Source organism: Candidatus Nomurabacteria bacterium (assembly GCA_023898645.1).
Taxonomy (GTDB): domain Bacteria; phylum Patescibacteriota; class Saccharimonadia; order Saccharimonadales; family Saccharimonadaceae; genus UBA2112.
Map to the genome: position 1 here is coordinate 858,978 of CP060232.1, position 12,783 is coordinate 871,760.

Here is a 12,783-nt window from a genome sequence, read left to right on the forward strand (position 1 = left end):
GAAAGGGGGTGAATAATATGAAGGTAGTCGGCACAGTAGTCGGTGTCGTCGGCGTCCTGTTGCTCGTTGCGGCAGTCGTCGTCGGTTTGCCGGTCGTCTCGTCAGCGCTTGCGCTCAGCTTCTCGACCGTATGGTCGTGGGCAACACTGCAATCGCTCGTCGGTGGCGTCCTCGGCGTGCATCTGGCCAGGTGGGGTTTCGATCACTGATATCGAATTCACCACCGCACAGACCCTAGGAAGTCAGCCCAGCTGATACTCCGATCGTCCAACCTCATAACAACTCAACATCGCCCTAGAGGAAACCGCTTCGAGACAATATCGTCTTGGCATGCTCCTCGGGGCGGTTTTCATTTGCTTTATTATAACGTTTATGATAAAATAACTACCAAGCCAACACTACTATCGTTAGGATAATAATGGCAAGTACATTTAAACCTCGCAACTGGCGAAGCACAGGCCTCAAGATAGTGAGCAACTGTCTGTATGCGTTCGCGATACTGGCCGGTTTCGCAGCCATGTATCCCGCATACTCTCTTTACGATCAAGTCGAACGCTCGCAATACATTGCAGCACCGGCCTCCGGACTACTGACTATCGTCATCGCCCTACTGCTTGTCGGCATGGGATATGTCGCCGGTCAGGCATACGAGTTTCTTGAGAAAAAGCGTAACACCGACCAGTAAGACACGCGAGGTCATTCATCACAGCCCGCCTCATAGAGCCCATCTCTAAAGAGGCGGGCTCTATTCTTTTTATATATTATAAATTTTATGCCATATTATAATGCTTTTGTTTAGTTATGCACAAAATAAACAGAGAAATTAAAAAGTCTGAAAACATTCTTTACTTAATGCGTCTATTTCATGCTATAATCGACGAAAGTACGAAAAATGTTTGACATTATAAAAAATATGTTTTATAATGATAACAAGAACTTAATAATATCCAAATACTGAGGTGAGGCAGAGAGGACTACCCGTAATATGAGCCAGGCTCCAAGCAAGACAACTACAGAGACAACAACCGTCGATATCGACGGTGCTGTAGAAGCAATTCTCGGTGCAATCGAACAGGAACGTGAGAGAGAGATCATCACGCGCCGTTTCGGTTTGTACGATCGTAAAGAAACTCTTGAGCAAATCGGTGAATTGCTTGGTATCACTCGTGAGCGTGTTCGCCAACTCGAAAAAGCTATCCTCGTCCGCCTAAAAATCGCTAGTACGGAGGGTAAAATCCCTGCTGTTCAGACTGTCGAGAAGGCGATCGTTCGTGAACTAAGTGAGATGGGACGCCTAGCCACTGTCAACAACCTGGCCGACGCACTACTTGACGGCAAAGCTACGCCACTTTCTCGTGCCCGTGTCGCATTTGCTGCTACTCTAGCGCCGAAACTAACAGTCGTCGATGAAAACGACAACTATCGTGCCTCTGTCTGCATTGCCGAATATGGCGAAGAAAAGAAAATCCGCGAGCAAGTTGATGCTGTCGTTGCTGCTGTCAAAAAACACGGCGAACCATTGACTATCGAGCAGCTTCATGAGCAGCTAGACCATGAACATCCGTCTCATGTACGTGCCCTTGCCACCGTTAGCAAGCATTTGTCTAACCTAAAAGACATGTGGGGCCTCAACAAATGGCCAACTGTTAATCCAAAGAATATTCGTGACAAGATCTACGTTATCTTGGCCGAAAACGGCAAGCCTATGCACTTTTCTGAAATTGCCGACTCTATCAAAGGCAGTAACTTTAGTCGCAAAAACGTCACCACCCAGGCTATTCACAACGAACTCATTAAAGACAAACGATTCGTCTTGATTGGCCGTGGCATTTACGCACTCGACACTTGGGGTTACAGCAAAGGCACAGTTGCCGATACAATTGCAGACATCTTGAAAAAGAGTAAAGAACCTCTACACCGTGACGAAATCGTCAAGCGTGTACTAAAAAGTCGCCAAGTCAAAGAAACAACCATCTTGCTCAACCTGCAGAGCAAGCCGCAATTCAAACGAGTAGCAAAAGCTACATACGCACTTGCTAACGAAAAGTAGCATAAGCTTGCTAACAGGGGCGTTAGGTGGGACAATGGTTAAGTAATATGGAAGTAATCTCCTGGATTATCAATCTGATACTTTCCTGGTACGTATGGATACCAGCCGTATTAATACTTGGCTATTTGACGTGGCGAAATTATCAACAAATCGACGCCGTCAGGGCAATCGAGAGTACACTTCTTATTCTCGAAATCCCAAAGGCGAACGATAAATCCGAGCTCGCTGCCGAGCAGCTATTTGCGAGTCTGCATGGCATCCTACGCGACAAAGACGAGCTCAAACAAACCGGCGGGATTCAAGAGCACCTTAGTTTCGAGATAGCATCGGTCAATGGCCAAATTCGTTTCTACGTCTGGGTACCGACAGCTCTTCGTAGCTTTGTCGAAGGTCAAATTTATTCACAATATCCAACCGTCCAAATTCACGAAGCCGACGAGGACTACGTTGCCCACGAGCGCGACCACAGCGTCGTCTATACGAGCGACATTACACTAACGGGCAGTGAATTTCTTCCGATAAAGACTTTCCAAAGTTTTGAGGTCGACCCCTTAGCTGGTATCACTGGTACACTCGCCAAACTCGAAACAACCGGAGAGGAACTCTGGGTACAGGTGCTTGTGCGACCAATCGCGGATGACTGGCATAAATCAACAGAGCGCTGGATCAAGAACGTGAAATCGGGTGGGGGAGGCTTCATGAGCGCCCTTAGCGAAGGGAAGGGATTCGACGCAAAATGGTTCCTAGGCCTACTTGAAGCATTATGGCGTCCGCCAGAACAAGGAGCAAACGGCAAGCCCGAGACTCCCGAACTTTCAGATCGTGACAAAACCCGCATCAGCGAAGCAGAAACAAAGGCAACAAAATTAGGATATCAAGTAAAAATCCGATTGGTGTATCTTGGTGAAAGTCAGACCAACGCCAAATTACAGATGCAGGCAATCGTAGGTACGTTTAAACAATTCAACAGTACCAATCTTAATGGCTTCAAGATGACCAATGCCAGCTTCCGCAAAGAAGACCTAGAACGCTATCGAGCACGCTTATTTGCTGACAAAGGCTACATCTTAAACATCGAAGAAGTCGCCAGCGTCTTTCACTTACCGCATACCAATGTGGAGACGCCAAATATCGTCTGGGCATCTTCCAAAACCGCCGAACCGCCTGCAAAGCTACCCGTATTGACGGGTGATGATGCAATTGATGAAAACATCAGTGCCTTTGGATTGACGAATTTCCGCGGCATCAACCACCAGTTTGGCATGCTACGCGTTGATCGTTCGCGACACATGTACATCATCGGTCAAACTGGGGCAGGTAAGTCCGGCACACTCGCACTATTAGCACTCAGTGATATTTTCCATAATCAAGGGTACGCCATCATAGACCCGCACGGTGACTTTGCTGTCGACAATATGAAATTTATCCCTGCGTCACGTTTGAAAGATGTCGTTTATTTCAACCCCGCCGACACGGCGTATCCGCTTGGGTTTAACCCCCTTGAAGTAACTGACCCCAACATGAAATCGAACATTAGCTCCGAAGTTATCGGCGTACTAGAACGTATGTTTAGCAATAGCTGGGGGCCACGTCTCGAGTATATTCTGCGGTATACCATCTTGGCCCTCCTTGACCGACCAGAGACAACCATGCTCGATATCACGCGTATGCTGACAGACAAAAAATTCCGCAAAGAAACGCTCTCATACTGCAAAGATACCGTCGTTCTACAATTCTGGAACATAGAATTTAGTAGTTGGACAGAGAAGTTTCAAGCAGAGGCAATCGCTCCGATCCTCAACAAAGTCGGCGCCTTTACGGCTAATCCTATCATCCGTAATATCATCGGTCAGCCCAAATCAACCTTTAACATCCGCCAGATGATGGACGAAGGCAAGATTTTAATTGTCAACTTATCGAAAGGCTTGCTCGGCGAGGACAACTCAAGTGTACTTGGAGCATTCTTGGTGACCAAGATTCAATTGGCGGCCATGAGCCGTAGCGACATCCCAAATATCGAAGACCGCCGTCCATTCTACCTGTATGTTGACGAGTTTCAGAACTTCGCGACCGATTCGTTTGCCACAATTTTGTCCGAAGCCCGCAAATACGGCTTGAATCTAACCGTGGCGAATCAATATATTTCACAGATGAGCGAAACTGTTCGTGATGCCGTTTTTGGCAACGTAGGTACCATGATTAGTTTCCGTGTATCTGCCGACGATGCGCCAATCCTGTCTAAGCAATTCGAGCCACAGTTTGAGGCAAATGACCTCTTGCAGATGCACAATCGAAACTTCGTCATAAACATGGTCATCAGGGGAGAGAAGGCCCCTGCCTTTAGCGCACGTACACTCCAGTTGCCACCAGCACAAACAGACAACTCTGCGGTTATTATCGAACACACACGAGCAAACTATAGCCGTAAACGAGAAGACGTAGAGCAGGCTATCAATAATCTCATACAGCCACCGGAGCATTTGCAACGCAAAGGTCCCGGCAATCCAAAAACACCCGCCCAGGCTAAACAGTGGCCAATTGATGAAGGCGCAAAACCTGTAGCTTCGGCAACAAGGCAGCCCGCAAGTACTGAGCCAAATCGACCAAAATTCATCATAGAGACGCCACAGGGAGAAGCGGCCGTCGCTAACAGAGTCGAAACAACACCAAGGCCAACTCTAGGTCCCAAACCAGTCACTAGGGTAGAGGATGATGATAAATCCAAGGAAGTACCACCAAAATCTGCTGATGAACCAAAAGAAGAGCAACCCGTAAAGAAAAAACGCACCCGTAATCGTCGCAAAAAATCTCAAGCAAAAGAAGCCGACGACAACCAAAAAGACGACGCTAGCAAGAACGCAAAGACCGAGCAAACGTCAGAACCAAAACCTGACACACGCGAACGTGAAAAGAAATCCGATACGCAGCCAGAACGTAAACAAAGCCGAGCCGACGAGCGGCAGCCACGAGTCGCCGCTGCTACTACAAAACCGGAACCGATAAAATCAGAATCAAAGCCATCACCATCGGAAAAGCAAAAAGACGACGGTACTCTGGGACTGCTCAAAATCCGCTAGTCTGATAGCCGTGATACAATAAAACAAACATAAGCAGCTATTTTTCATGGATCAACAATCAATACAATCACTCCTAGGCGGCTCAGAGTCACAAAACCAGCAGCAGCTCGTTAATCAGCTGATAGATAAAGTGCAGCCGCAATTGCAGCTGCTAATCACCATCAGCATCGTACTGTCTATCATAATCGTCGTCTTGATGCTTGTGAATTGGCTTTACAAATGGCGTGTCGAACGAGCTATATTACGCATGGACAAAAATCTGCAAATACTCGTCGACAAGCATGTTGATGTGTCTTCGAACGAAAAGGGTGGCACAAAATTTACACCCGAAAAGCAAACAGAACAAAAATAGAACACTTTCTAGTTGTTCCTGAAGGCCTACCAGATATCATACGCTTGTAGATATAAGCTTTGGGAGCGTAATCTACCCCTGTTCGACCCCTGTAAATATAAAGTTAGGTGAATGGGCAATAATACATATAAATGCGCACAGACAAACGACAAACGAGAACATAAACAAATAAGCAGGGCAGAAAGTAGGGCAAACACAAAAATATACACAGAACGAAATGAAATAAGGCCAAAATACATATGTGCACGTTCACGATCAATACAGTGTCTTAACGTCGCACAATATATCTTTTACGACATAAAGTTTATAAACATAAGATGATTCACTATGCCTTTATATTAACCTCCAATAGGGGGGTCTGCTCGTATAAACACCTAGACGTAACTATACTCGCGTGTTTACATGTGTATGTCGCTCTACGTGTATAACATTAACGGCCTGCCAATGACCTGATCCTGGGAGTTAGTTATCACGGGCGTCATACGTCGCTTTTCACAACACCCTACATAGTGAGACGCATTTGACTTTGCTTAAAATACATTTGACTTTTAGGTTTTTCCACAGTCTTGTAATTATTTCCAGTAGATTTTCGTCTCCTCTTTTTTCGCCTGCCTCCCCTACTTTTCACGCAGTATTTGCTTTTTTGTTAATTTGATATGTTAATATAGTTTTTTTCATATTGCGCATATTTACAAAAATAGAACAAAAATAGAACTTACGAGAGAGAGGTGAAGGGAGTATGTCGCATCAAAACTATCGATAAAACGCCTCGCCTGATACGCGGACATCTATATACTTTGGCGTAATATGATGCTTGTTGAAATAGTGAATGGCATTGAGCATATCCTCTACCTGCTCCCCTACTGGACGGTCTAGTGAGAGTTTAACTGGGTACTTATGCCCTTTCACTACTACTTCGATTTGATGCGTAGTACCCGCTGGGATGATTGCCTCGCTGATAGTAAGGTTAGAGGCGCGCGCCAGAGTTACGGTCCTACCAACGAAGCGCAAGAACTGGCTGCTTGCAATCGTCGCTCCTGCTGCCTGCGGAATACTGCTATTATCTATGATTTTTACAGTGGGATTGTCGAAATAATTAACCTTGAACGACACTCCATCTTGATCAACGTAATACTGCGTCTGTCCTATGAGCCAACCTGCAATTGGCCGTCGGAAGAGTAGATCAAACTGGGTAGTAGCAAACCCTGACGCGCCACCTACCTCAGCATCGGCAACTTCTGGCACGGATTGTGACAAATATTTTGACAATTCATTTATATTGAGTGCAAAACGTAATCTTTCAATCGGATGAATGGCAAAATAATCGTTTATTGCCTTTTTGTAGCGTGACTCATCAATAGATATACTATCCGTGGCGGTAACATTTACACCAGCCGTAAAGTCGTACAGTAACCACGTCAAAAAGCACGACGCAGCGACTACGACGACAAGTGCAGTCATAATCATCCGCCTGTGAGCCGTCAAATGATGAACATGTGCTCTTGGCGAGCGAAGATCGCCGGTCAACTCACCTGCACTTTTAACTTGGAAAGACATACTGCCAACTAGCGTACGGTTGCGCCGAAACATTTTTTGTCCATTGCGTTCAGCCGTATTTTGCTGCTCCAATTGTTCAGCGTTCAGTCGCCGACGCTTCGGAAGTTCATTACTCTTTTTTGCCCACGGAAGTTTCATTGTTTAACGTTTCCGCGCGGCGCTCATTATTATAGTAGCCAGGTCTCGGGCCGCGTCAGGACGAGCCAAGCGGTGTAAATTATGCTCTAATTTTTTACGTAATACGGTGTCACTCAGCACACGGCTGACGGCTGTAACTAACGACGCGTCCCCAGGCTCGTTGAACATATCCTCGTCTAGCAGATAAACTGCTTGCATGTCTACGTATAGCTTGGCGTGCTTTACTTGCCATGTCAGACGTTTACTTGGCACAACAATCGTCGGCCTCGTTAATGCAGCCAGCTCAAGTAGCGCCGTTGCACCTGCTCTCGTCACAACGACGTCCGCAGCACCAAGTAATTCCGGTAGACCGTGTGAAATGAAAGCCTCCAATTTAAACCTTCGGTCATTTTGCGGAGTCAGGCTACGAAGCTCGTCATAATTCGCCGATCCCGCCACAAGCACGACATTAGTCACGGCCAATAATTCGTCAAGGTGAAGCGCTACGGCATCGTTAATTTGCCGCGCCCCTTGTCCGCCACCAATAAACACCGTCAGTGGACGACTTGAATCAAAACCAAGAGATTTTTTTACAGCCTGACGCTTCTTATCAGTGAGAGGCCGATACGCATTATCGATTGGAATGCCGACATACGAGGTCTTTTTAGCAGGATAGTTGTAATGATCTAACGAGACACCCGTGGCAATTCGTTTTGCAAATGGAGCGAGCAATCTATTCGTCAAACCAGGATGCGCGTCGCTGTCATGGATTACTACGGGAATACGCAGTATCCACGCCGCCAGGCCCACGGGTAGGCATACGTATCCACCCTTTAAAAATACGACATTTGGTCGCCATATAAGCAAATTGAGAAAACTTTGACACAGACCGACTGCAACGAGAAACAAATCACGAATGTTAAGAAATACTACCGATGGGACTAATAAGTGTTGTAATTTTGACAAATGTTGATATCGCCTGAACTTCCCTCCCCATACGGTCTGGACACGAATATTTGGATCGTATTCAGCCATTATTTTGCGTGCTTCAGTCACGAAATGACGATCGCACCAAAAACGTACAATCAATTCAGGATGAGTCTGGCGCAGTTCACGCAGGACGGCGACGACCGGCGTGACGTGACCGCCCGACCCCCCGCCGACGCTGAGAATCTTCATAGCCATTCCCCCCTAGTTTACTACCGAATACCGTGTAACGCGACAGTTGAAATGCCAAACCGAGCGCAGCTGCAATAAATACCATGCTAGTACCGCCAAAACTAAGAAGTGGCAGCGTAATACCCGTAAGAGGAATAACCCCTGTCATAGCACCAACATTCAAAATCACGTGCGCTCCCAACCATCCGAAGACGCCCCCTACAACAATTCGCTCACGTACATCCGACAAGTTATCTGCCACTCTTAAAAGTCGCATCAAAAGAGCCGTAAATAGTCCTAATATCGCAACGAGTCCAACAAATCCGAACGTCTCACCCATAATGGCAAAAACCGAGTCATTAATTGCTTCTGGCAAATACCCGGTTGCCTCGACACTATTGCCTATACCCACGCCAAACAGACCGCCCGATCCGATTGCCATTTTTGCATGCGCTATATGATAATCACCGGCACCAACAACCGAACTACTATCACCGTTTAAAAATGTCAAAACACGATCAATTCGATGTGGCGCAATCAAAATAAAGAACACTCCGGCCAACAGCGACACGCCTAAAAGCGAAAGTCCTATCTTATATTTCAGCCCAGAAACGTATAGCATTGCCGCAATCATAATTACGAGGGTAATACCCGTACCCATGTCTTTTTGTATCCCGATTATAAATATTAGAGCAGTTCCAACTAGAACGCCAAGCGGTACAAGTGTTTGCGACCAATCGTTTATAAGCCCCTGCTTTACTCGTACACCTAAAAAACCCGCTAAGTATATCAATATTCCAAACTTTAAGAACTCAGCAGGCTGCAAACTGCCGAGGGGGCCAAGACTAAACCATCGACACGCGCCAAGACTACATTGCGCGATTGCACTAACGTGTAATAAATTTCCAAAGAAAACCAACAATACACACGCCGCAAAACCAGCAACAACAATCTTACCTGAATGCCTTAAAAGTATTTTAAACGGTAATGAAGCAACAACGACAAAGGCTACCGTCGCCAAAAAGAGACTAATTGTCTGCTTTATGAAAAAGTACGTTGAACTGTAATAGTCTGTACCATACGAATTATTTAATACATTAGCCCTCTGCGGACCAATTGCATACATAATAATCAAGCCCAGTAGCATCAAAAGTCCCATATAAAGCGCAATATGACGGTCAGGATTATGCCGACGAACAAACGGAGCATCAGCGACACGCTGTGAAAGTTGCCGTCGTAAACTCACTATATATGCCCTCCCGCAAGTGCTAATAGTACGCCAGCGAACGCGGCAACCGCACCAATAACCCAAAAACGCATCGTCACCTTAGTTTCCGGCCAGCCAATAGCTTCAAGGTGATGATGAATGGGTGCTGAAATAAATACTTTTCTATGAAAAACACGCTTACTAAATATCTGCACTAAACTAGAGCCGGCCTCAAAGACAAATACGATACCTATAACGGGTAGCAAGAACAAGGTATTCGTCATCATAGCCACAACACCGAGTGAAGTACCGAGCGCGAAACTACCGACGTCACCCATGAAAAAACGTGCCGGGTAAATGTTAAACCATAGATACGCCAACAGAGCTCCGAGTACAGTAAAGCAAAAACCAGCTAACAAGAAGTGTCCTTGTAGCGTTGCAATGACACCGAATGCGCCATATGCAATCGTTAGCAACCCGCCGGCCAAACCGTCCAGCCCGTCACTAATATTAACCGCATTGCCCGTAGCGACAACAGCAAAGGCAAAGAGTGGAATCATCCACCAACCCGCAATCCAATTGCCAAGAAACGGTAAATGAATGCTGTCGTATCCAAGCTTGACCGAGAAATACCAGCCTAGTGCTAATCCGAGGACAGTAATCATCGTAAACTTAACACTTGAACGCAACCCAGCAACTCCCCCTCCCCGTCCTTTAATATTAATCACGTCATCAAGTAGACCAACAGCCCCGCCGCCTACAAGCGCCGCAAGCGGTAGCCAAGTCTGCGCACGATCAAAGTTAAATAATACCGTGATCATTGAAACTGCGGCTATAGCTATCACACCCGCCATCGTCGGTATATTACGCTTGAATTTATCTTCATGGAGTTTCGTAAAAACTTTGAGCATCTCGCCCGTTGTGCTGGTTTTACGCTGTTTTTTCCAGAATTTATAACGATACGCCAAATACGTATAGATAGGCGTCAACAGCATCGCCAAAATAAACGTAAGAAAACAAAGAAGAAAGGTCACTGTCAATTCATTAATGGGTTGATACGTCATTCTTTTAGCCTTTCGGTTGGAGCTTTAAATAATCGATTAACCAGTTTGATACGTCGGTAAATATTGGCGCTGCATCGTGCGCGCCCTGAAGGTTTTTACCCTTGCCGGACACCTGCACCATTATGACATACCGCGCTACATTATCTCCGCCAAATCCAATATAAGTACCCACCGTTTGTGTAAATGAATACCGCCCATTCACAAGCGCCTGAGACGTGCCCGTCTTACCACCAATCTGATAACCAGCAGGGTCGACTGCACCGTTGTCGCGCCTATCAACCTCGAGCATTTTTTTCACTTTTCGCGACGTGTCCGGATTGACAACCTGGTGAGATATCTTCGGATTGGCTGCCGTAAGATTGCCGTCATTGTCTACAGTGCCAGCAATGACAGTAGGCTCATAATAAACACCTCCATTAATTATCGAGCTGAACGCTGACGCCATCTGAATCATCGTTATGTCCATCCCCTGCCCAAATACCATGTTTGAATAGCGCACTGCATTTCCTTGTACGCTGTCTGGGGAAATAATAATCCCCGGCGATTCGCCAGTAAGTTCAATACCAGTCAATCGTCCAAATCCAAATCGATTATGAAAATAATCATAAATCGTATCGCGTGCTTTCTTAGTGATATGAGAACCATCACCAAGACGTTCCGCAATAGTCACCATGCCAGTGTTTAACGAATCTGTCAGTGCTGTTTGCATGGTCTGAGTACCAAGGGCTTCCGTAGTGGAGGCGTTCTGAATAGTTGTCCCGTCCACCTGAATAGTGCCTCTGTTATAAAAGGTGGATGACGGAGTAATGATATTTTTATCGAGACCAGCTGAAATTGTCAATGACTTCACTACGGAACCAGCCTCATATGGTGCCGATATGATAGCATTTTGATACACGCTTTCGCTTTTCACCCTACCATAATCAGTGGGGTTATACGTAGGCAAATTCGCCATTGCCATAACCCTGCCAGTCTGCGGATCCATAACGACAGCACTGCCGTTTGTCGCACCCGTGCGCTTCAAGCCAGCAGCCAATGCTTTTTCGGTATACGACTGGATGTTACGATCAAGTGTCAGAGCAATATTTTGACCGTTTTTTGCAGGTATATCGACGTTCTGATTGCCAATCGTAAGCGGTACGCCACTAACGTCAGTAACAGATTTTAATAATCCGTCCTTTCCTGTTAACTGATCATTCAACGCTCCTTCAATACCATACTGTCCATCTCCATTGGCATTCACAAACCCCAATGTTTGTGCCGCTAGACTTCCCTCTGGGTAGACTCTTTGTGACTGCTCCTGAAACCCAATTCCGGTAAAATTCTCTTTTTTTATTGACTCCGCCTGTCGACGTGTCAAAGCAGTTCCAAGTATCTGATACCTAGTGTCTTTCCGACCGAGAAGCGAATCAAGATTTGGCCTAAGGTTGCTTCCCGCCAAACGTCGAATCGTACTAACAACCTTGCCGGGATCCGAAACTTCAGTCGGATCGGCAAACATCGTATATACCGTCTGATTAATGACCAGAGGCACAGGCGAAGATCCATCAAGCCCATAAATAAGTCCACGTTTCGCAGGAATAATTAATGGCTTTATCTGTTCAGCGTCAGATTGCTTGACATAATAATCGTGTTTCATGATTTGCAAATAAAACAAACGACTGACAAATATAAACATTATGCCAAGTAAAAGTACGGCAAGAACTTTTGAACGACTACCTTTATGAAACGCCAACGGCTGCATAAATCAATTATACCTAGCGAGCATAATCCGTAGCCGCTGGAGCAACCATGGCTTTCGCCACTTTAGATTTCTGCACCGACTCCAAAGCTGTCAACCGTGCATTTTCTACCTCTAAATCACTTTTCTTCGTAGAAAGACTTGCAATCTGGTTGTCTATTTTTTGCGCTTCGTAATCATAGCTTGTTGCGCGTGTTGCTTGCGTTAAATATACCAAGCCCAACACGGTAACCATCATAGCGACTAGTATAGTGTGCATCACCGGTCCTAATTTAATGCTTGAGACAAAAGCTACCGTATTTTGATTGCGGTTCCATCCGCCTCCACCGGCGGTCGAAAGTGATGCTCGTCTGCGGCTAGAGTAGAATTGTTGAGTTGTTTGGTATGACATGTGGTGGATTCTCGTATTCTATTTATTTTTGTTTTCGATAGGCTTGCGCTGCAGATTCTCATTAGGATC

At 46.0% G+C, this 12,783-nt stretch carries 11 protein-coding genes; 5 read left to right on the forward strand and 6 right to left on the reverse strand.

The window, feature by feature from the left end; translation table 11 throughout:
* The first annotated feature begins 17 nt into the window (after positions 1-17).
* The 5 genes from H6797_04510 (at position 18) to H6797_04530 (ending at position 5,479) form a co-directional block, all read left to right on the forward strand.
* Positions 18-209 (forward strand): hypothetical protein, encoded by a 192-nt coding sequence (locus H6797_04510; GenBank protein USN96308.1) that lies wholly within the window; start codon positions 18-20, stop codon positions 207-209.
* A gap of 209 nt (positions 210-418) precedes the next feature.
* On the forward strand, positions 419-685 hold the full coding sequence (locus H6797_04515) for a hypothetical protein (protein ID USN96309.1): 267 nt from the start codon (positions 419-421) through the stop codon (positions 683-685).
* Positions 686-985: 300 nt separating this feature from the next.
* The gene (locus H6797_04520) at positions 986-2,050 is read left to right on the forward strand and encodes a hypothetical protein (GenBank protein ID USN96310.1); all 1,065 of its coding nucleotides are present in this window, start codon (positions 986-988) and stop codon (positions 2,048-2,050) included.
* Between the two features lie 26 nt (positions 2,051-2,076).
* Positions 2,077-5,127: a type IV secretion system DNA-binding domain-containing protein gene (locus H6797_04525; GenBank protein USN96311.1), complete on the forward strand. Its 3,051-nt coding sequence runs from the start codon at positions 2,077-2,079 to the stop codon at positions 5,125-5,127.
* A 46-nt stretch (positions 5,128-5,173) separates the two neighbouring features.
* A complete protein-coding gene (locus tag H6797_04530) occupies positions 5,174-5,479 on the forward strand; it encodes a hypothetical protein (GenBank protein USN96312.1) in 306 nt (101 codons plus the stop codon).
* Between the two features lie 753 nt (positions 5,480-6,232).
* Here H6797_04530 and H6797_04535 read toward each other — a convergent pair.
* Genes H6797_04535 through H6797_04560 form a run of 6 tightly spaced genes read right to left on the reverse strand, consistent with a single transcriptional unit; the run spans position 6,233 to position 12,714 of the window.
* Positions 6,233-7,174 carry a hypothetical protein gene (locus H6797_04535; protein ID USN96313.1) on the reverse strand — a complete coding sequence of 314 codons (942 nt, stop codon included), beginning with the start codon at positions 7,172-7,174 and terminating at the stop codon, positions 6,233-6,235.
* Positions 7,175-7,177: 3 nt separating this feature from the next.
* Positions 7,178-8,332: a glycosyltransferase gene (locus tag H6797_04540; GenBank protein ID USN96314.1), complete on the reverse strand. Its 1,155-nt coding sequence runs from the start codon at positions 8,330-8,332 to the stop codon at positions 7,178-7,180.
* Positions 8,265-9,557 carry an FtsW/RodA/SpoVE family cell cycle protein gene (locus H6797_04545; protein USN96315.1) on the reverse strand — a complete coding sequence of 431 codons (1,293 nt, stop codon included), beginning with the start codon at positions 9,555-9,557 and terminating at the stop codon, positions 8,265-8,267. Before H6797_04545 ends, H6797_04540 begins: the two co-directional genes overlap by 68 nt.
* Positions 9,557-10,582: a phospho-N-acetylmuramoyl-pentapeptide-transferase gene (mraY, locus tag H6797_04550; GenBank protein USN96316.1), complete on the reverse strand. Its 1,026-nt coding sequence runs from the start codon at positions 10,580-10,582 to the stop codon at positions 9,557-9,559. Before mraY ends, H6797_04545 begins: the two co-directional genes overlap by 1 nt.
* Positions 10,583-10,586: 4 nt before the next feature.
* Complete coding sequence (locus tag H6797_04555; GenBank protein ID USN96317.1) at positions 10,587-12,326, reverse strand: penicillin-binding protein 2; 1,740 nt, start codon at positions 12,324-12,326, stop codon at positions 10,587-10,589.
* 13 nt (positions 12,327-12,339) lie between these two features.
* Complete coding sequence (locus H6797_04560; protein ID USN96318.1) at positions 12,340-12,714, reverse strand: hypothetical protein; 375 nt, start codon at positions 12,712-12,714, stop codon at positions 12,340-12,342.
* Positions 12,715-12,783: the final 69 nt, after the last annotated feature.

Coding starts and splice junctions, on each gene's coding strand:
- H6797_04510 (USN96308.1), top strand. CDS start 18: ATGAAGGTAGTCGGCACAGTAGTCGGTGTCGTCGGCGTCCTGTTGCTC.
- H6797_04515 (USN96309.1), top strand. CDS start 419: ATGGCAAGTACATTTAAACCTCGCAACTGGCGAAGCACAGGCCTCAAG.
- H6797_04520 (USN96310.1), top strand. CDS start 986: ATGAGCCAGGCTCCAAGCAAGACAACTACAGAGACAACAACCGTCGAT.
- H6797_04530 (USN96312.1), top strand. CDS start 5,174: ATGGATCAACAATCAATACAATCACTCCTAGGCGGCTCAGAGTCACAA.
- H6797_04535 (USN96313.1), bottom strand. CDS start 7,174: ATGAAACTTCCGTGGGCAAAAAAGAGTAATGAACTTCCGAAGCGTCGG.
- H6797_04540 (USN96314.1), bottom strand. CDS start 8,332: ATGAAGATTCTCAGCGTCGGCGGGGGGTCGGGCGGTCACGTCACGCCG.
- mraY (USN96316.1), bottom strand. CDS start 10,582: ATGACGTATCAACCCATTAATGAATTGACAGTGACCTTTCTTCTTTGT.
- H6797_04555 (USN96317.1), bottom strand. CDS start 12,326: ATGCAGCCGTTGGCGTTTCATAAAGGTAGTCGTTCAAAAGTTCTTGCC.
- H6797_04560 (USN96318.1), bottom strand. CDS start 12,714: ATGTCATACCAAACAACTCAACAATTCTACTCTAGCCGCAGACGAGCA.